This is a genomic window from Roseburia sp. OM04-10BH (genome assembly GCF_003462605.1).
GTDB classification, from domain to species: Bacteria; Bacillota; Clostridia; order Lachnospirales; family Lachnospiraceae; genus Roseburia_C; species Roseburia_C amylophila.
In genome coordinates this window covers 46891-66922 of record NZ_QTZI01000007.1, presented here as the reverse complement: position 1 = coordinate 66922, position 20032 = coordinate 46891, and the positions used below count along the sequence as shown (strand labels likewise).

The 20032-nt window shown below is 43.5% G+C and carries 16 protein-coding genes; 12 read left to right on the top strand and 4 right to left on the bottom strand.

The genetic code is table 11. The features are described from left to right. Window positions 1–4 precede the first annotated feature (4 nt). Both DXB43_RS08675 and DXB43_RS08670 read left to right on the top strand, forming a co-directional pair. Window positions 5–841, top strand: a complete 837-nt coding sequence (locus DXB43_RS08675) for a transketolase (RefSeq protein ID WP_022242752.1) — start codon at window positions 5–7, stop codon at window positions 839–841. Next, window positions 829–1770: a transketolase family protein gene (locus DXB43_RS08670; RefSeq protein WP_022242751.1), complete on the top strand. Its 942-nt coding sequence runs from the start codon at window positions 829–831 to the stop codon at window positions 1768–1770. Before DXB43_RS08675 ends, DXB43_RS08670 begins: the two co-directional genes overlap by 13 nt. A 48-nt stretch (window positions 1771–1818) precedes the next feature. On the opposite strand, the gene DXB43_RS08665 is transcribed toward DXB43_RS08670, so the two are convergent. The 4 genes from DXB43_RS08665 to pdxR form a co-directional block, all read right to left on the bottom strand. Further along, on the bottom strand, window positions 1819–3240 hold the full coding sequence (locus DXB43_RS08665; protein WP_117947363.1) for a HAMP domain-containing sensor histidine kinase: 1422 nt from the start codon (window positions 3238–3240) through the stop codon (window positions 1819–1821). After that, entirely contained in the window at window positions 3237–3938 is a 702-nt protein-coding gene (locus tag DXB43_RS08660) for a response regulator transcription factor (RefSeq protein ID WP_117698358.1), read from the bottom strand. The genes DXB43_RS08665 and DXB43_RS08660 overlap by 4 nt, the downstream gene beginning before the upstream one ends. A gap of 41 nt (window positions 3939–3979) precedes the next feature. Next, complete coding sequence (locus DXB43_RS08655; RefSeq protein ID WP_117947362.1) at window positions 3980–6358, bottom strand: endonuclease MutS2; 2379 nt, start codon at window positions 6356–6358, stop codon at window positions 3980–3982. Window positions 6359–6485: 127 nt separating this feature from the next. Further along, window positions 6486–7910 (bottom strand): MocR-like pyridoxine biosynthesis transcription factor PdxR, encoded by a 1425-nt coding sequence (gene pdxR / locus DXB43_RS08650; protein ID WP_117947361.1) that lies wholly within the window; start codon window positions 7908–7910, stop codon window positions 6486–6488. A gap of 416 nt (window positions 7911–8326) precedes the next feature. On the opposite strand from pdxR, the gene DXB43_RS08645 reads away from it, so the two are divergent. From DXB43_RS08645 to DXB43_RS08600, 10 genes are all read left to right on the top strand, one after another. After that, window positions 8327–9562, top strand: a complete 1236-nt coding sequence (locus DXB43_RS08645; RefSeq protein WP_117841527.1) for an MFS transporter — start codon at window positions 8327–8329, stop codon at window positions 9560–9562. Window positions 9563–9644: 82 nt separating this feature from the next. Further along, window positions 9645–10886: an MFS transporter gene (locus DXB43_RS08640; protein WP_117947360.1), complete on the top strand. Its 1242-nt coding sequence runs from the start codon at window positions 9645–9647 to the stop codon at window positions 10884–10886. Between the two features lie 11 nt (window positions 10887–10897). After that, on the top strand, window positions 10898–11851 hold the full coding sequence (locus tag DXB43_RS08635; protein ID WP_117947359.1) for a phosphoglycerate dehydrogenase: 954 nt from the start codon (window positions 10898–10900) through the stop codon (window positions 11849–11851). A gap of 15 nt (window positions 11852–11866) precedes the next feature. Further along, window positions 11867–13042, top strand: coding sequence for a pyridoxal phosphate-dependent aminotransferase (locus DXB43_RS08630; protein WP_117947358.1), 1176 nt, complete (start codon window positions 11867–11869; stop codon window positions 13040–13042). 152 nt (window positions 13043–13194) lie between these two features. After that, entirely contained in the window at window positions 13195–14469 is a 1275-nt protein-coding gene (locus DXB43_RS08625; RefSeq protein WP_117947357.1) for a S1C family serine protease, read from the top strand. 13 nt (window positions 14470–14482) lie between these two features. Next, window positions 14483–15430: a 3'-5' exoribonuclease YhaM family protein gene (locus DXB43_RS08620; RefSeq protein ID WP_117947356.1), complete on the top strand. Its 948-nt coding sequence runs from the start codon at window positions 14483–14485 to the stop codon at window positions 15428–15430. A 5-nt stretch (window positions 15431–15435) separates the two neighbouring features. After that, on the top strand, window positions 15436–16803 hold the full coding sequence (gene rlmD / locus DXB43_RS08615; RefSeq protein WP_117947355.1) for a 23S rRNA (uracil(1939)-C(5))-methyltransferase RlmD: 1368 nt from the start codon (window positions 15436–15438) through the stop codon (window positions 16801–16803). 171 nt (window positions 16804–16974) lie between these two features. Next, a complete protein-coding gene (locus tag DXB43_RS08610; RefSeq protein ID WP_243006665.1) occupies window positions 16975–17709 on the top strand; it encodes a hypothetical protein in 735 nt (244 codons plus the stop codon). 69 nt (window positions 17710–17778) lie between these two features. Further along, complete coding sequence (locus tag DXB43_RS08605) at window positions 17779–18387, top strand: hypothetical protein (protein ID WP_044927633.1); 609 nt, start codon at window positions 17779–17781, stop codon at window positions 18385–18387. Further along, complete coding sequence (locus DXB43_RS08600) at window positions 18377–20029, top strand: hypothetical protein (protein WP_117947353.1); 1653 nt, start codon at window positions 18377–18379, stop codon at window positions 20027–20029. Before DXB43_RS08605 ends, DXB43_RS08600 begins: the two co-directional genes overlap by 11 nt. The last annotated feature ends 3 nt before the right edge of the window (window positions 20030–20032 follow it).

Sequence of the window (20032 nt, the reverse complement as noted above, 5' to 3'; positions counted from 1 at the left end):
CAGCATGACAGAACTCGAATTAAAAAAGACAGCAAATGAGGTGCGTAAAAATATTGTGACCGCTGTGTATCATGCACATTCCGGTCATCCAGGTGGATCATTATCCGCAGCGGATATATTGACTTATCTCTATTTTGAGGAGATGAATGTTGAACCGAAGGATCCTGGGAAAGCGGATCGAGATCGTTTTGTATTATCCAAGGGACACGCAGCGCCGGGATTATATTCTGCCCTTGCGGAGCGTGGCTATATTGATAAAGAAGAATTAAAAGGCCTTCGTCATGTAGGCTGTTTCCTGCAGGGACATCCGGATATGAAGCATATACCGGGCGTGGATATGTCATCCGGTTCACTTGGACAGGGCATTTCCGCAGCCGTAGGTATGGCTCTGGCGGGTAAGATGGATCATGCGGATTACCGTGTGTACACATTGCTCGGTGACGGAGAGATTCAGGAAGGTCAGGCTTGGGAGGCTTCCATGCTGGCTGCCAACCACAAGCTTGACAATCTGGTTGTAATCGTGGACAACAATAACTTACAGATTGACGGAACGGTAGAAGAGGTCAATTCCCCATATCCAATCGACGAGAAATTTAAAGCATTCAAATTCCATGTGATCAGCATCAACGGAAACGACTTTGACGAGATTGCAGCAGCTTTCAAGAAAGCCCGTGAGCACAAGGGACAGCCTACTGCGATTATTGCCAGGACGATCAAAGGAAAAGGTGTTTCCTTCATGGAGAACCAGGTAGGCTGGCATGGCAAGGCACCGAACAAAGAGGAATATGAGACAGCAATGGAAGAATTAGAGAAAGCAGGTGAAGCATTATGTCAGAAGTAAAGAAGATTGCGACACGTGACAGTTACGGCAATGCATTGGTCGAATTGGGTAGGGAGCATGAAAATCTTGTTGTTTTAGATGCAGACCTGGCAGCTGCCACCAAGACTGTTGTATTTAAGAAAGCATATCCGGAACGTTTTATCGACTGTGGGATCGCAGAGGCAAATATGACTGGTGTTGCAGCAGGACTTTCTACATGTGGAAAGGTTCCATTTATCAGTTCTTTTGCGATGTTTGTAGCAGGAAGAGCATTTGAGCAGATACGCAATTCTATCGGATATCCGCATCTGAATGTGAAGATTGGTGCGACGCATGCAGGAATTACCGTCGGCGAGGACGGAGCAACACATCAGTGCAACGAGGATATTGCTTTGATGCGGACGATTCCAGGTATGGTTGTGATTAGCCCGGCGGACGATGTGGAAGCACGTGTAGCCGTGAAGGCGGCCTATAAGTATGAAGGACCGGTCTACTTACGATTTGGCAGACTGGCACTTCCAGTCATCCACAATGAGTCAGATTATACATTTGAGATTGGAAAAGGCGAAATTCTTCGCGAGGGAAAGGATCTGACAATTGTTGCAACCGGTGCAATGGTGAGCAATAGCCTTGAGGCTGCCAAAAAACTGAAAGAAGACGGTATCGAGGCAAAGGTGATTAACATTCATACAATCAAGCCACTCGATGAGGGCCTGATTGTTAAAGCAGCAAAAGAGACCGGCAAAATTGTCACGGTAGAGGAGCATTCCGTGATCGGCGGACTTGGAAGCGCGGTATGTGATGCACTTGCGGTGAAGGCTCCGACTCAGGTTTTAAAAATCGGAATCAACGATACGTTCGGCGAGTCCGGACCGGCAGTGGAACTGCTTAAAAAATATGGGCTGGATGCAGATAACATTTATGCAAAGATTAAAAGCTTTGTAAAATAATTCAAATAAGCAGCAGGAAAGCCTATATAGATGGTTTATAAAACTGCGTTATAACTCTTCCCGCTGGGCTGCCGGCAGGGTGAAGATAAATTCTGTGCCGACTCCTTCGGTACTGATGACGTTGATATTTTCATCATGTGCCTGAATAATTTCTTTTACGATAGAGAGTCCAAGACCGGAACCCTTCTTGTCCTTTCCACGGGACAGGTCGGTTTTGTAGAAACGCTCAAAAATTTTGTTCTGGCTGTCTTTTGGAATTCCGATGCCGGTATCCTTGACAGAAACAAATACTTTTTCGCTTTTCTTGGTGGTCTCAATGGTGATTTCAGAATCATGGTGGCTGAACTTGATGGCATTGTCAATCAGATTATAAACCACCTGCTGAATCTTGCTCATATCCGCTTTTACATAAAGTGTTTTACCGGCAAGAATCAGGTGGAAGGAAATCCGTTTGGCTTTGCAGGTTCCCTCAAAGGTAAGACAGGTCATTTTAATTAACTGGTTAATGTCAAATTCGCTGACGTCTAACATTGTGCCGTGGCTGCCGTATTTATTTAACTCTAAGAGGCTCTGGGTGAGCTTGGACAAACGGTCTGTCTCGAAAACAATGATATTTAAATATTTTTCCTGCATCTCCGGTGGAATCGTTCCGTCTAACATGGCTTCCACATAACCTTTGATGGAAGTAAGCGGAGAACGGAAATCATGGGAGACATTGGAAATAAATTTACGCTGGTCATCCTCCAGGGTATTCAGCTCGTTTGCCATATAATTTAGAGAAGCGGCAAGATAGCCGATTTCATCATTTTTATGTACCGGAATTTTATAACTGAAATTGCCCTCGGCAAAAGCATCAGCACCCTTAATCATTTTGCGGATTGGGATGTAGACCTCGAAGCCAATGATAATCAGTAACAGGGTTGCACAGATAAAAATCAGAAGCAGAGTCAGGTACATAATATTCAGTAAATGTGCATGATGGTGCGTGATTACGGAAAGCGGCTGGTGAATCAGCACATATCCACGCACCCTGTAATTAATCGTAATCGGCGAAAATACCGTAAGATGCGTATCGTCATAATAATTATAAAAAGAACCGGTGGTGTAATATTTGCTGCCAAAATCTGCCACATTAAATCCGTCAATGTGTGTCAGGTGGTCCATGTCCACAGATGCATTGGAGTTAATCAGAATATCACCATCTGTATTCATGACCCATATTTCTGAAGAAAGATAAGTGCTAAGGGTGGCAAGACTGTCATGCAAGTCATCTACCGTAATATCTTCATTGAAATAGTTTGAAGCATAGGTAGATGCAATCATATTGGCTTCCTTGTAAAGCCGGTCAACTTCGGTATCTTCAATATATTCATAAGTATAGTGGGAGCTGAAGGTGGATACGAGAATAAAGCCGAGAATGCCAAAAATCACATATCCAATCAGCAGCTTCAGATAAAGCCGTTTCTTCATTCTTTAACCTCGAATTTGTATCCGATGCCCCAGACCGTAGAAATGCTCCAGGCGGTATGATCGTTAATTTTCTCACGAAGTCTTTTTACATGAACGTCAACGGTTCTGGTATCGCCTACGTATTCATAGCCCCAGATATGGTCTAAAAGCTGTTCTCTGGTAAATACCTGATTCGGTGAGGATGCAAGAAAATAAAGAAGCTCTAACTCCTTTGGCGGCATATCAATTGTTTTGCCGTAATATTCTACGGAATAGTTGGAAAGATTGACCACCAGATCCGGATAAGTAACACATTTTAAATCCGGCTGTACAGGCTCCTGCTTCACCGGCTGGTAGCGGCGGAGCACCGCCTTGACTCTGGCAACCAGTTCTTTGGAATCAAAAGGCTTCATGATATAGTCATCTGCCCCCAGCTCCAGTCCGAGAACCTTGTCAAAGATTTCACCTTTGGCAGATAACATAATAATCGGAACATTTGCTTTTGCCCGGATTTCACGGCATACTTGATAACCATCAATGCCCGGAAGCATCAAATCAAGAAGAATCAGATTTGGTGCATAGGTTTCAAATTCTTTCAAAGCAGATTCCCCATCATGAACCATCTTTGTATCAAAGCATTCCTTCGTGAGATACAGGGAAATCAGTTCTGCGATATTAACATCATCATCTACAATTAAAATTTTCTGTTTTGCAGCCATAGGAAACTTCCTTTCTGTTTTACGTAGTTCATATACTTGATTTATTTAAATTCTGCAATGGTAACACCGGCATCTCCTTCACCAAATTCTCCTAAGTGGAAGGACTTGATATAAGACTGTCGTTTCAAATGACTCTGTACGGCACTGCGCAGGGCACCGGTTCCTTTTCCGTGTACGATGCGCACGGAAGGAAGATGTGCAAGATAAGCATCATCCAAGTATTTATCCAAAAGAGCAATAGCTTCATCCACTGTTTTTCCAATCAGATTGATTTCTGTGGAAACAGAAGCGGATTTACTCATCTTAAGCTTTCCGGCACCGGTCTTGGCATATTTCTTGCTGCCCGGAGCAGCATCTTCAATTAGTACTAAATCCTTGATGTTTACCTGGGAGCGGAGAATTCCCATCTGCACAAAGAGGTCACCCTTTGCATTCGGCAGGGAGTGTACCGTTCCGGTTAAATTCATACTTAATACTTTTACGCTGTCACCGATACGAAGCTTCTTTGGAACCTTTGGATTGTAGATGGCAGTATCTTTTCCCTTTGAGCTCTTTTTCTCATTGGCAGCCATTTTCTCCCGGATATTGGTACGCTGTTTTTCCATTTCCTGAATGGAAGGTCTGGTAGTGCCATATTTATTGAAATTACGGATTGCCTCATCTGCAGTATCTTTGGCTTCCTGCAGAATCTGGTTTGCTTCTTCTTTTGCTTTACGAAGAATGGCATCCCGGCTTTCATCTAATTTTTCCTGCTTGTTCTTTAACTGCTGTTTTAATGCAGCAATTTCTGATTTGTAACGGTTGATTTCGGCCTGTTCTTTCTCTATGGTGATGCGGCTTGCTTCCAGGTCAGAAAGTAAATCTTCAAAATTCTGTTCATTACTGCTGATACGGGTTCTGGCATCCTCGATTAAAGTATCGGAAAGACCGAGTTTTTTGGAAATTGCAAAGGCATTACTTTTTCCCGGAATACCGATGAGAAGACGGTAAGTCGGACTTAAGGTCTCTACATTAAATTCGCAGCAGGCATTTTCAATTCCACTGGTAGTTAAGGCATAAATCTTAATCTCACTGTAGTGGGTGGTCGCCATGGTACGGATGCCTCGACTGTGAAAATAAGATAAGATAGAAACCGCCAGGGCAGCGCCCTCCGTAGGGTCAGTTCCGGCACATAACTCATCAAAGAGAACCAGGGAATGTTCATTGGCTTCTTTTAAAATGTGGATAATGTTGGTCATATGGGAAGAAAATGTGCTTAAGTTCTGCTCAATGCTCTGTTCATCTCCAATATCTGCAAAAATATCGTCAAAAACAGCAAGCTCACTGCGGTCTCCGGAAGGAATCGGAAGTCCCGCCTGTCCCATCAGAGTGAGAAGTCCCACAGTTTTTAAGGAAACGGTTTTACCACCGGTATTCGGGCCGGTAATGACAAGCTGGTCAAAATCGCTGCCTAAGGAAATGTCGATAGGAACTACTTTTTTTGCGTCCAGCAGAGGGTGTCTGCCCTTTAAAATACGAATTTTCCGTTCCGTATTAAAATGCGGTGTAATTCCATTGTATTCCAAGGCATAAGCTGCTTTTGCAAATATAAAATCAAGCTCTGTTAAAATCTGATAATCGGTTTCAATGGCAGGAATATATTCCCCTGCTTTTGCCGATAAAGTGGCAAGAATAACGGCAATTTCGTCCTGCTCTTTGATGGATAATTCTTTTAATTCGTTGTTCAGATTTACCACAGCCATTGGCTCAATGAAAAGAGTAGAACCGCTGGAGGACTGGTCATGCACCATACCGGTAATCTGGGATTTGGCTTCGGCTTTTACCGGAAGGCAGTAGCGGCCGTTACGCATGGTAATGACAAAATCCTGCAGGCAGTTTCTGACATTCTGGTTATTTAACATCTGGTTTAACTGCGCATGGATGCGGTCGCCGGTTGAGCGGATAGAACGGCGGATGGATTTTAAATTACTGCTGGCATCATCACTGATTTCATCCACAGAAATGATGCAGCGGCGGATCTCATCACAAAGAGGACTAAGAGGTTCTAAACCATCAAAAAGTTCGCTCAGGGAATCAGACGGAAAATCTTCCCGTTCCTTTCTGCCATAGGCTTTGACCCGGCGGGCAGTCTCTAATAATTTACAGAGGCCGAGAAGCTCTTCGATATTCATGGTTCCGCCGATTTCCACACGTCGGATGGCGGAAGAAAGCGGTTTGATACCGGAGCAGTCAAGCCGTCCTTTTTTCAGGCTGCGGTTCATGGCATCCTTAGTCTGCTGCTGTGCATTGGTAATCTCTGAGAGGCTGGTGGAAGGAAGCAGGGAAAGACAGCGTTCCTTGGTATCCGCACCGAAAGCATACTCCGCGAGCCGCTCTACAATTTTATTATATTCTAATGTTCTTAAAACCTTTTGATTCATAAATATTCTCCATAAAATGTATTAAAAATCACTGCTTCTATTATACCCCAAACCAATTGTGGTGAAAAGGGCGGTTGAAAATAAGTTTCCTGATAAATGGCAGGATAAATATTTTGATCCCACGATTTTATAATAACTCGGACAGTGCCTTTGCCAGTGCTTCACAGGCTTCTGGAATCTCTGATTCTTCCAGTGAACTAAAGCCCAATAGAAAGATATCCTCGGAAGCCGTTCCAGTATGGAAGTACTGTTGAACACCATAAATGGAAATGGACTTTTCGCGCAGGGCGTCGATCAGCTTTTGCTGGTTGGTGCAGTTGCGGATCCGGACAATAATGTGGGAACCGGCAGGCGTATCTACTACATCCATATAGGAAGAAAGAAATGTATGGATGGATTTCAGCAGAAGATTATATTTATGTTCATTTATCTTAACCAGCTTCCGCAGGTGACGCTCAAAGTCACCAGATGCAATAAAATTGGATAAGGCAATCTGGTTAAAGGAAGGAAGTGCCGCATTAAAATAGCGGTACATTTGCTCATACTTATCCAAAAGAGAATATGGGAGAACAAAAAATGCCGTCCGCATGGATGGAGTCAGTATCTTGGCGAAAGTGTTAAAATAAATGACATGGTCATAGTGGTCAAGAGACTGCAGGGATGGAATCGGTCTGGTCTGATGCGGGAATTCACTGTCGTAGTCATTTTCTATGATGTAGGCATCGTTTCTGATTGCCCACTCCAAAAGCCGCAGCCGGTTGCTGATCGGAATGGTGCGGCCGGTAGGAAACTGATGGGATGGCATAACATAAAGAAGGTTACAGCAGGAATCAAAAAGCTTGTCAATATCAATGCCATTTTCAACAACTGGAATCGGAAAAAGTTCATATCCGTTCTGGAGAAAAATATTCCGGATACCGTTGTGAGATGGCTCTTCATAGGCAATCCGGTGCTTCTCTGCCGGGAGCAGCCGGCTGATGATTTCAATGCCGTACTGGGTGCCGGGCACAAGGATTACCTGTTCCGGGTCGCAGTGAACGCCACGGTTCCGGTTCAGATAATGACAGATATTGGAACGGAGTTCATAGTTTCCTTTATTGGATTCGTATTGGATTTTCTTCTGATTCTCTTCCTGAAGTAAAGCATTGTTTACGTGCTGCCGCCATAGCTTCCACGGAAAAAGATGGGAATATACGACATCATGTTTAAAATCATAACGGACAGGAGTTGTTTTTGGTGCAGGATTTTGTCCGGAAATAGAAGAAGTTATCTTTTTGGAAACCGGAGGAACAGAAAGGGTGTCCAAGAAAGTATTGGAGATATCCTCTACATAATAACCGGAGCCTGGAACAGAGCGGACATAACCCTCTGCCGTTAATTGCAGATAAGCTTTGGATACTGTGTTCAGGCTGATATTAAGCTTTTCAGAAAGCGTCCGGATTGGCGGAAGAGCCGAGTTCTTCAGCAGGGAACCGTTTGTGATTTCTTCAATAATGGAAGTATATAACTGCTGATAGAGCGGAGCCGAATCCGCCTTGTTGACATAAATCATAAAATCCTCTCCTTTGCATCAGGTGATACAGTTAATTTATTATATAGTCGCATAAAATCCTTTTCAATAGAAAAAACAAAATTGTAACCATGAAAAAAGTAAAAATTGTCACTTTTCGAATAACAAAATTAGTGATATGCTCAGGACAACAAAAAAATAAAGAGAACAAATCAACGACGGAGTTGACCAGGGAAACCTGTGTCAACTCTATTTTTTTTACGCGAGTAGCGAGAAAAAATCTGGGAGAAAAGAAGGAGCCAAGCTTGCTTGAGCGAACTTCTTTTCAACCCAGATTTGGACGAGCACCGCGATAACCCGAGAAATTTGCAAAGCATATTTCTCGGGTGACGCGAGTAGCTCGATGCTGCAAAGCATATTTCTCGCGTGATGCAAATAGCGAGAAAGGAGTGAATCCAATGGCTGAAAGCAGAAAACGTCAGACATCCGTATTTATATTATTAATATTAGCTGCAGGAACCGTTTATAAAGTTCCATATCTGAAGTCTGTTTTCTATGACCAGCTGGTAGCAAGCCTTGATATTACCAATACACAGCTTGGAATTCTTTCCTCCTTCTATGCAGGCGTAAAGATGTTAATTTATATTCCGTGCGGAATCATAGCAGACCGGCTGGATACCAAGAAATGCCTTGTCTTTTCCTTATTGGGAGAGGGAATTTTAACCGGTGTCTATGCACTGCTTCCTTCCTTTGGAATCCTGGAACTGATACAGGCACTGTTAGCACTGGTAAATGTATTTTTCTGGACCTCATTTATTAAGAGTATCCGAATCCTGGGTAAAAATATGGCACAGGGTAAAATCTTCGGATTAAGTGAAGGCTTTCGCGGAATTACCGGTTCCATAGCAACATTCATTGCATTAAAATGCGTGTCCATGATGGCAGAGACCGCACACTCTATCAGAGGAGCACTGCTTTTCTATGGAGCGTTGTATCTGGTGACAGGAATTCTCATTTTGTTTCTATATCCAGATGATATGGAAGAAGATGCAGACCATCATCAGACCTGGGCAGATTATGTAGCAGTCTTTAAGAAACCGGCAATCTGGATGGTATCACTTTTGATATTTACCACATACAGCATGCAGGTAGCTTTTGAATATACCACAACTTATATGACACAGGTACTGGGAATCGCCGCAGTTACCGTTGGAACCATAGCAACCATCCGGGATAATATCTGTGGAGTAATCGGAGCACCGTTAGCAGGCGCTTATGCAGACCGGGTGAAATCTTCCACAAAAGTGATTTCCTGGTTAATCGTAGTAGAAATTGTTTTATCCATTGTACTTTTCTTAAGTCCTGAGACACCAAAGATTGCATATGCTGCAATGGGATTTGTACTGGTGTTCAGCGTGGTACTCCATGGAGTCCGCGGAGTATATTATTCAACAATGTCAGAAACCGGAATACCGGTTTCCATGACAGCAACTGCAACGGCAGTAGTGGCAGTGCTTGGTTATACACCGGATATGTTTATGTCACTCTGGTGCGGACATATTTTAGATGCTTACGGCTATGAAGCAGGATTCAAAAAAATATTTGCAATTATAGTTATTTTTGGAATCATTGCATGGGGCATCAGTCTTGTGATGCGCAGTTATCAGAAACGGCTTTTAGCAAAGCAGAAATAAAATAGCTTTTACGAGATTTCCTGCTTCCCGGGATTTGCAGGAGTCTCTGTAAATAGAAATAAAAAGTAAAGGAGATTTTCTTATGAGTGATGCAAAATCAAATAAGATGACAAAGTGGATTGGTTTTATTATCCTGACACTTGCAGCAGGTTTAATTTACCGTGTCCCATATTTAAAAACAGTATTTTATGACAACATGGTATCTGACTTCGGACTTACAAATACACAGATTGGTTTATTGATGACGGTGTATTCTTTGACAAAAACAATTCTTTATATTCCGGGGGGCATTCTGGCAGATAAATTTGACAACCGGAAAATGTTACTTGGTTCCACCGGCTTGCTGGCAATTTTAACATTCTGGTATGCAACTTCACCGGGGTTTGCCGTATTGAGAGTAATTTATTTCTTCCTGGCAATTTCTAACGTATTATTCTGGGTATCCTTTGTAAAGGCGATCCGTTTGTTTGGCTCAGAGGATGAACAGGGTTCCGTATTCGGTTACAGCGAAGGAATCCGTGCAGTAGCAGGCTTAATTATTAACTTTGCGGCACTTGGTATTTTAGGTGTATACATTTCTTCCACCTGCCCGTTACGCTATGTCTTAATCTTCTATGGCATCGTATATGTAATTATGGGAGTATTCATGTTTTTCCTGCTTCCACATGATGATAAGAAAGAAAATGTTGCAACTTCCTTTAAGGATTACATTAACGTATTGAAAGTACCAAGCGTATGGCTGGTAGCAATCCTGGTATTATGTGCATACAGCGTACAGGTTGCAGCAGAATATACCACAACATATCTTACAACCGTATTTGGCATGAGTGCAGTAGTAGCCGGAATCGTAGCAACCATTCGTTCTTATGGAATTGGAATTTTTTCCGCACCAATTATTGGAAAGGTTTCTGATAAAGTTGGTTCTTATACCAAGACATTAATCGGTTTATTTGTGATTGAAATTATCTTTGGTATTGCATTAATCGCAATTCCTGGAAAACCAAACTTCTTAATCCTTGCAATCGTAGTAGTGCTGGCTTTAGCAACTGTTTATTATGCAGTTCGCGGTGTATACTATGCAACCATGGGGGAAGCAGGCGTTCCGGTAGCAATGACAGGAACCGCAACCGGTATTATTTCCGTTATCGGATATCTGCCGGATTCCTATGAAAATACCATTTTAGGTAACTTCTTGGACAAGTATGCAGCAGTCGGTTTTAACTATGTATTCGGAACCATCGTAGTATTTGCATTACTTGGAATCTGCGTATGCTGCATCATCCGCTTTGTTGGAAAAAGAAAAAAAGCTCAGACTGAGAAATAGAGGAAATTGATATGAAAATAGCAATTACCTGCCACTATGCATCGCTTCCGGAGGATCATCCTACCTGGAAGCGGGCAATAGAAGCAGCAGAAGTAGTATTAAGTGAAAAAGTAAATTTAAGCAAAGAAGAACTTTTAGATTTTGTTTCCGATGCAGATGCATTGATTTCCGGAACAGATTTCATCAAAGAAGATGTGATCGCAGAACTTCCGGACTGCTTAAAGGTAATATCAAGACCTGCAGTTGGTTATGACAGAGTAGATATTAAGGCAGCAAGAGTCCGTGGCATTGATGTATGCAATGCACCGGGAACTAACAGCAACGCAGTAGCAGAATTGGCAATAGGGTTAATGTTGTGCTGCGCAAGGTCACTTCCATATCATTTCGCCAATACAAAACAGAAATTATGGAAGAATGACAGAAATGGAATGGAGCTTACCGGAAAGACACTGGGAATCTTAGGATTAGGTGCAATCGGAAAAGAACTGGCAAAGAAAGCTGCCGCATTTGGCATGAAAGTATTAGGCTATAGCCGCCATATTGATGAGTCATTCTGCAAAGAATATGGAATCATACCTGCTGACCGGGAGACAATTTTGCAGGAAAGTGATGTTATTTCCCTGCATATGCCACAGACTCCGCTGACGAAAGAAAGTATCAATAAAGAAGCATTTGCACAGATGAAAAAAGGAGTCATTTTAATTAACACATCACGGGGTTATCTTGTAAACCGTGCAGATTTAGTGGATGCCATAAAGGCAGGAATTGTTGCATCCTATGGAACAGATGTCATGCAGGAGGAACCGCCGGAGACAGATGACCCGCTGTTTTCGCTGGATGAAGTTGTGATAACACCGCATATGGGTGCATCCACAGAGGAAGCACACATTAAAATGATGGATGTGGCAATGACGAATGCACTGGATATTCTGGAAGGAAAGGCTTGTAAGAACATTGTAAACTAAGGGAGGAAGAGAAACATGGAACAGACATTAAGAGATGGTCTGAATGACCAGATTTTATCAATAGAGGTATCACTGATTCGAAAATTTGATGAGCAGACCAGTGATGTACCGGATATTTTGAAATTAACATTAGGAGAGCCGGATTTTAATACACCGGAACATATCAAACAGGCAGCAATTAAGGGCATAGAAGAAAACTTTACCCATTATACCGCAAATGCCGGAATGCCGGATTTGCTAAAAGGCGTTGCCGCATTTATGAAGACAAAATATCATTTAAATTATAACCCTGCCGGTGAAATCTTAACAACGGTCGGAGCAGAGGAAGGTGTAGCAGCATCTATTTTAACTGCACTGAATCCGGGAGATAAAGTAATTGTGCCATCCCCGATTTATACCGCCTATGTTCCACTGATTCGTCTGGCGCGGGCAGTACCGATTGCAGTAGATACCAGTGACACCGGAATGGTGCTGACACCGGAACGGTTAGAAAAAGCCATCGAAGAAAATGGTGGAGATATCAAAGCAATTGTATTAAATTATCCGAGTAATCCTACCGGAGTTACTTATTTAAAGGAAGAGCTAGCAGCATTGGCTGAAGTCATCAAAAAGCATCATATACTGGCTATCTGTGATGAAATTTACAGCGAATTAACCTATGGCGATGAACCGCACCATTCCATGGCAGAATTTGCCAAGGAGAATACCATTGTAATCAATGGATTGTCCAAGTCCCATGCCATGACCGGATGGCGTGTCGGATTTATCTTAGCAAGTGCCGATATTATCAAAGAAATCCGCAAGACGCATATGTATCTGGTATCCAGCACCAGCTCCATTTCCCAGAAAGCAGCATTAGAGGCTGTAACAGCGGGTATAGATGATGCACTGGAAATGAGAAAAGAATATCAGAAACGGAGAGATTTCCTATATGAAAAATTAAGCGCATTGGGATTTGAAATTGCAAGACCAAACGGAGCTTTTTATATCTTTGCAAAGATTCCGGCAGGACAGATTCAGGATAGTATGCAGTTCTGCGTGGACCTGGCAAAAAAAGCACATCTTTCCGTGATACCGGGCATTGCCTTTGGCAAAGAGGGCGAGGGCTATATCCGTATCAGTTATGCGGCAGCCATGGAAAAATTAGAGGAAGCCATGCGCCGGATGGAAAGCTATATTCTTGGAAAATAATCTTTTATATAGAAAACATATTTATATCATTACTCTTAAAAGAGGGCAGGTACTGATTGTATCTGCTCTCTTTTTTAAAAAATGTTGCAACATAGGCAGATAGAAAGTATAATTAAAAATGGTTGTATTTACAGTAGAAAAGAGGATTCCCTATGTCAGAAAATGAAAAAGAGGAATTTGCATTTATCAAAGAGAAAATCAAGAACAAGCCGTTAAATAAGAGACGTATTATTTTAAAAACGGCATTTACGGTTGTGCTTGCGGTTGTCTTTGGACTTGTATCCTGTTTTGTATTTACATGGATGCGCCCGGTGATGGAAGAGTGGCTGAATAAGCCGGAGGATACCAGGGTGAGCATCCCGAAAGATGAAGAGGTACAGCCGGATACGGAAGAAGAGACAAATTCCACGGAGACAGGTGTAGACGAGCCGGATGCAGAAGAAGGCTTAAAAGAGCTTACACCGGAGGAATATCAGAAATTACAGAGTAAGCTTTATGCGATTGGAAGCGAAGCAAATAAGTCCATTGTTACGGTGACAGGTGTGACCAGTGATGTGGACTGGTTTAACACGCCTTATGAGAGACAGGGACAGGCAAGTGGGGTCATTATTGCGGATACCGGTCAGGAGCTTCTGATTATGACAGAGCGCAAGGTCATAAGCGGAGCAAAATCCATTCATGTGACCTTCCTTGATAACAGCACCGTGGAAGCGGAACTTAAAAACTATGACGGAAATACCGGAATTGCGATTTTAAATGTAAAACGTTCCGACATCGAAGAAAGCACTCTGGGCAGAATTAAAGTGGCAGTGCTTGGAAATTCACTTCAGACCACACAGGGCAGCGTTGTGCTGGCACTGGGCAGTCCGCTGGGAACGAATTTCTCCATATTGACAGGAAATATTACATCCACTTCTAACAGCATTTCCACCTTTGATGCAAACTACAATGTACTGACAACAGATATTGTGGGCAGTAGTCAGGGAAGTGGTGTACTGGTCAATCTCTCTGGTGAAGTGGTTGGAATTGTTATGCAGGATTACAGCAGCGGCGATGAGAATACGCTGACCGCAATTTCCGTTTCCCAGTTGAAAGACATTATCGAGAAGCTTTCCAATGGACAGGATATTCCGTATCTTGGACTGAAACTGACTTCTGTAACATCTGACATTGAAAAGGAATATGACATACCAAAGGGCGTATATATTAAATCAGTGGGAATTGATTCCCCGGCGATGGCGGCAGGCTTGCAAAGCGGTGATGTCATCGTAAAGATTGCCGGAGAAAATGTAGAGACAGCGCAGGCATATAAGAATGTGTTATCCGGGCAGACTCCGGGAGATGTTGTAAAGATTACCATAAAACGCCAGGGGGCAGCAGGCTATGTAGAAATCGAATGTTCTGCAACCGTTGGTGTACTAAAATAGAAAGAGGAAAATTATGCATTATATTGAAACATTACGCGAAGGCGAAAGAGTAAATGAAATCTATCTTTGTAAAAATAAGCAGTCAGCGCTGACGAAGGCAGGTAAGCCTTATGAAGCATTGATTTTACAGGATAAAACAGGCACACTGGATGCAAAAATCTGGGAGCCGGGCTCTGTGGGAATTGATGATTTTGACCGATTTGATTACATCAATGTAGTGGGAGATATCACAAGTTTTCAGGGCGCATTACAGTTAAATGTAAAGAGGGTCCGGAAAGCAACCGAGGGAGAGTATGAACCAAAGGAATATCTTCCGGTCAGCGAATATAATGTAGATGAAATGTATGAGCAGTTACTTGGATATATTAAGCAGATGAAGAATCCATATCTTAAGAAACTGGCAGGCAGTTTTTTTATCGAGGATGCAGATTTTGCAAAACGTTTTAAATTCCATTCTGCAGCAAAAAGCGTACATCACGGTTTTGTGGGCGGACTTTTAGAGCATACTTTAAGCGTAACGAAGCTTTCTGCTTATTTTGCTGACAACTATAAGATTCTCAATAAAGATTTACTGGTTTGTGCCGCCATGTTTCACGATATCGGAAAGTTAGAAGAGCTTTCTACTTTCCCGGAAAATGATTACACCGACGAGGGACAGCTTTTAGGACATATCATGATTGGTGCCATGGAAATTGCAGAGCGCATTAAGACCATCGATGGTTTCCCGGTGAAACTGGCACATGAGATGGAACACTGTATTCTGGCACATCATGGAGAGTTAGAGTATGGTTCCCCGAAGAAGCCGGCATTACCGGAAGCTGTAGCATTAAGCTATGCAGATAATATTGATGCAAAGATGGAGACCATGCGTGAGCTTTTGGCAAACGTACCGGAAGGAGATACTCAGTGGCAGGGATTCAACCGTCTGTTTGAATCGAACATCCGCAGATCGAGTATATAAGAAATATGAAAAAAGATGACATTGTTACACTGACCATTGACGATATCGGAACTAACGGCGAAGGTATCGGAAGAACGGAAGGCATCACACTTTTTATCAAGGATGCTCTGCCGGGAGACATGGTTCGTGCCAAAATCATGAAGATGAAAAAAACTTATGGCTATGCCCGCCTGATGGAAATTCTTAAGGAATCCACCATGCGGACAACCCCGCCATGCCCGGAGCATAAGCGGTGTGGTGGCTGCCAGATCCAGGCACTTTCTTATGGGAGCCAGCTTAAGTTTAAGGAAAATAAAGTACGCAACAACTTAAAACATATCGGTGGATTTGAAAATCCAAAGGTCTTACCAACACTTGGCATGCAGGAGCCTTACCGCTACCGGAACAAAGCACAGTTTCCGGTGGGTTATGATAAAGAAGGCAACCTGGTGGCAGGCTTTTTTGCGTCCAGAACCCACAACATTATTCCGGTGCAGGACTGCCTTTTGGGAAAGGAAGGCAACGGAAGAATCCTGTCCCTTATTTTAGACACCATGAAATCCTATGGCGTCAGTGCCTATGATGAGAAAACCGGAAAAGGCTGCGTTCGCCACATCTTAATCCGTTACGGCGAGAAAACCGGAGAGTGGATGGTCTGCTTTGTCATCAACGGAAAGAAGCTGCCGCATGCAGAAAGTTTTATTGAAGTATTAAAAGATTTGCCGGGAATGACAAGTATTACTGTAAATATCAATGAATCCCGGGGCAACGTGATTTTAGGAGAAGAAACTTATACCCTCTATGGAAAGGGTTACATTACAGATTATATCGGAACGATTTCTTTTCAGATTTCTCCGCAGTCTTTCTATCAGGTAAATCCGGCGCAGACAGAGGTGCTTTATAACAAAGCTTTGGAATATGCCAATCTCACCGGCGAAGAAACGGTCTGGGATTTATATTGCGGTATCGGAACCATTTCCTTATTTCTGGCACAGAAAGCGAAGAAGGTTTACGGTGTGGAAATTGTACCGCAGGCAATCGCAGATGCCAAAGAGAATGCTCTTCGAAACCACATCTCCAATGCAGAATTTTTCGTTGGGAAAGCAGAGGAAGTCTATCCGGCATACTGTGCCGCCCATGGCGAAGAAGCCCGTGCAGAAGTTATCGTAGTGGACCCGCCACGCAAAGGCTGCGAGGAATCCCTCCTTGCCATGATGTGTGAGATGGCACCACAGCGTATCGTCTATGTAAGCTGTGATTCCGCAACCCTGGCCCGGGATTTGAAATATCTTTGCAGCCATGGATATGACCTCGTGAAGGTGCAGCCGGTAGACCAGTTCGGTCATACGGTACATGTTGAGACGGTAGTTCTGATGCAGTATTGTGGAAAATAAGAAAAATAGGCATATTAGACCACAAGATGTTGTGGTTTGAGGGCAAAAATTGGAGCAAAAAATGACCAGTTTTTGCCCTATTTTTTTCCACGTTTTTATAGATGCATAGAGGCAAAAAAGAGATTTTTAAGTATTTTGGGACAAAATTCAGAGAAAGGAAAAGAAACAGGGATGGAGAAAAAGCAGCACCCAAGTTACGGAATGATTCGGTTTGCAAGGTCCTCAATCGGTGGTTCAGGAACGGCATTGTTTGGAAGTACCATCATGCATAATAATGTCATACGCCTGTCCATTTCAAAAGGCATGATGGAAAGGGAGGGCAACGAGGACTGGTTTTTGGCAGGGACAGACATCAATGACATGATCGTTGAGGTGGAGATGTCCTATACACAGTTTGCCGAAGCAATCACATCACTTAACATTGGAGAGGGGATACCGGTTACCATTACAAAAGTGAATGGGACATTCGTTGAACCATGCCCATACAGTGACAGGCAGAAAGTAATGCGCCGGGAAGTGGATGAAGCAACCCGTGACTTGGTGCGGCAACTGGAAAAGAGGTCAGAGGAGATTGAAAAACTTCTGGATGAGAAACGTGTCCTGAGCAGGGAGGACCGGAGAAATATCGTCTCGACATTGAAAAATGTACGGCAGGAGTTAAAAAGTAATATCCCCTATCTGCAGAAACTGTTTGCTGAACAGATGGATAAAACCGTGACAGAGGCGAAAGGGGAGTTTGAAACTTACCTGCAGAACAAGATGAACAGCATTGCACTTGCAGCAATTTCAGAACAGATGAAGCAGGAGGAAATCAGTTTAAACAGAAACATGATACCGGAACTGGAAGTACAGGAGGGCGGGGAAGAGGCAGGGGAGATGGAAGCGGGAATGCAGATGAACATGTAAGGCAGTACTTATTTTAGAAATGAAATGGGTGCTGTCTTTTTTTATGGAAAAAGAAAGGAGACAGATTTGATGTCGGGATTTTTTTGCAACAGTCCAAGACTGCAGTTATTAGAACGGCAGATGCGCCAGCCGCCGGGATATCGTCCCAGAGGGCAGGGGTGGATGTTTGACATGGAAGAGTGGAAAAGCAGGGGAAATTATTCGGAGATTGTGGACTGTGTCATCAGCCGGATGCAGATGGAACACTTAAAGAAAAGGATACAGGAGGTATTTGGAAACGCAGAAAAGGAACTGATTTTTTATGACAGCAGGCACAGAAACGATTTTTCTTCCCTGCTGCTTGGCAGACGGAAAAAGAACCTGTGCGGACTTCCGAATTATGCCGCCGCAGTATTTCTTCTGTCTGCAGATGAAAACCTGTGGGAGAAAGTTTCTAAGCAGGTGCTGGATACGGGGATTTATTTTGACCGCATCCGGCTTGGCAGCGTTACGCTGGAACAATATATCCTGTTCCATGCGGCAAGGGATGTGTATCTGGGGACAAAGCATATCCGGCTGTCGGAGCTGACCGACAGGGAATTGATACCGGATGAAATCTTAAGGCTCATTGTCAATGCATTCGTGATGGAAAGGTATGGGGTGGACATCGTAGAACGGGAGGTGTGGAATGAAGATTAGAGCAAAAAATGGGGAACAGACGGTAGATATAACTTTGCCGGCAACGGACATGGACATACAGTATTGCATGAAATGTATCGGGATAGAAGATATTGTACCGGTATGCTGTATCAGTGAGGTGCGGGATGAACCGTCCTATTTTGGGTTCCTGAAAGGCCAGACCGTCAACATGGATGAACTTAATTTCTTTGCCAGAAGGCTGGATGGAATGACGGAATATGAAAAAAGAGTGGTGGGTGTCTACAGCAGTGAGACAGGCATGCGGGAAATGAAACAACTGATTAACCTGACTTACAGCCTGCAGGGACTGTCCCTGCTCACAGACTTGACGGACGGAAACCGTGTCGGGCTGAGGCTTTATCTGGACCGGCACCTTGCAATCTCAGAAGAAGAAAAGAGCAGAATGGATTTTAACGCATATGCACAGAAGATTTTTTCAGAAGGAAAATGTAAGTTCCTGCCACATGGGATACTGGTAGATCAGGGATTCCACATGGAGGAGGTCTATAACGGAAAAACCTTTCCAGAATACATCGACAGACCGGATGAAACCGTGGCAGTTTTATCTCTTGGAAATGAGGCAGGGGATAAGGAGTACATTTATCTGCCAACGGACATCAGTGCCATGGATAAGGTAAAGAAAAGATTAAACATCGCAGCATTTGCCGAAGGCATTGTGAACGGGATAGAAAATATCCGGCTGCCGGAAAGCATCCTTCCTTCCCCGGAAGATATGTGTATGTCTCTGCAGGGTGATGTCCGGAAACTGACTCTTTTTAATGAGATGTGCCAGACCGTCAGCCGTTTTGATGAAGCAAAAATGGACCGGCTTGCAATGGCGGCCGGATTCGTGGGGACAAGTGAATTTACCGACATCACTTACATCGCAAAGCATCTGGATGAATTTGAAATGCATCCGCAGATACATACAGATAAAGAGTATGGGGAATTTCTGGTTAAAGAAGCGGGGATGTTTGAAGTCGATGAACTTCTCCTGCCGTATATTGATTATGCCGGGGTTGCCCGTGATAAAAGACAGGCAGCGATGACAGACAGCGGATTTATTTCCGAAGGCTTTGTTGGCACGCAGCGGGCAATCCATGAGTATCAGGAATATCAGGGAGAGTTTGCCGATCCGCTTGAAAAAAACGGGATACCCTGTGAAACGTTCTGTCTTTACAATTCGCTGATAGGGATGATGTATCAGAATGGAGAGGAGCAGGAAACGCTGTACCGGAGTGAACTGGCAGATTATGAGGAACAAATCCAGAAAGCCATCCTCAAAGAAAGGCATGTGGAAGAAGAACCGAGGGGACTTATGCATTATTTTGACGGGAACAGACAGGTGGCTGCAAAAGTGATTAGTGCATTCCCCAAAGTGCAGAACATCAGGGGAGAACTGTTCGGAGTTCTGGAATGCAGTATCTGCCAGCCGCTGACACAAAATGAAATCTATGAACTGAAAAATTACTGGGACGGACAGATGAGTGACGGCTGGGGAGAAGGCTTTGAACAAAGACCAATCTATACGCAGGAGGGAGAACTGTATGTCAGTTTCTGGACACAGGAAAGACACTGGGGCGTCATGACAGAGGAAGAACTGGACAGAATCTGGAATCATGGCATGACGCAGACCCTGTAAAAA

Coding starts and splice junctions, on each gene's coding strand:
- DXB43_RS08625 (WP_117947357.1), top strand. CDS start 13,195: ATGTCAGAAAATGAAAAAGAGGAATTTGCATTTATCAAAGAGAAAATC.
- pdxR (WP_117947361.1), bottom strand. CDS start 7,910: ATGATTTATGTCAACAAGGCGGATTCGGCTCCGCTCTATCAGCAGTTA.
- DXB43_RS08620 (WP_117947356.1), top strand. CDS start 14,483: ATGCATTATATTGAAACATTACGCGAAGGCGAAAGAGTAAATGAAATC.
- rlmD (WP_117947355.1), top strand. CDS start 15,436: ATGAAAAAAGATGACATTGTTACACTGACCATTGACGATATCGGAACT.
- DXB43_RS08635 (WP_117947359.1), top strand. CDS start 10,898: ATGAAAATAGCAATTACCTGCCACTATGCATCGCTTCCGGAGGATCAT.
- DXB43_RS08670 (WP_022242751.1), top strand. CDS start 829: ATGTCAGAAGTAAAGAAGATTGCGACACGTGACAGTTACGGCAATGCA.
- DXB43_RS08610 (WP_243006665.1), top strand. CDS start 16,975: ATGGAGAAAAAGCAGCACCCAAGTTACGGAATGATTCGGTTTGCAAGG.
- DXB43_RS08660 (WP_117698358.1), bottom strand. CDS start 3,938: ATGGCTGCAAAACAGAAAATTTTAATTGTAGATGATGATGTTAATATC.
- DXB43_RS08675 (WP_022242752.1), top strand. CDS start 5: ATGACAGAACTCGAATTAAAAAAGACAGCAAATGAGGTGCGTAAAAAT.
- DXB43_RS08645 (WP_117841527.1), top strand. CDS start 8,327: ATGGCTGAAAGCAGAAAACGTCAGACATCCGTATTTATATTATTAATA.
- DXB43_RS08640 (WP_117947360.1), top strand. CDS start 9,645: ATGAGTGATGCAAAATCAAATAAGATGACAAAGTGGATTGGTTTTATT.
- DXB43_RS08605 (WP_044927633.1), top strand. CDS start 17,779: ATGTCGGGATTTTTTTGCAACAGTCCAAGACTGCAGTTATTAGAACGG.
- DXB43_RS08665 (WP_117947363.1), bottom strand. CDS start 3,240: ATGAAGAAACGGCTTTATCTGAAGCTGCTGATTGGATATGTGATTTTT.
- DXB43_RS08655 (WP_117947362.1), bottom strand. CDS start 6,358: ATGAATCAAAAGGTTTTAAGAACATTAGAATATAATAAAATTGTAGAG.
- DXB43_RS08630 (WP_117947358.1), top strand. CDS start 11,867: ATGGAACAGACATTAAGAGATGGTCTGAATGACCAGATTTTATCAATA.
- DXB43_RS08600 (WP_117947353.1), top strand. CDS start 18,377: ATGAAGATTAGAGCAAAAAATGGGGAACAGACGGTAGATATAACTTTG.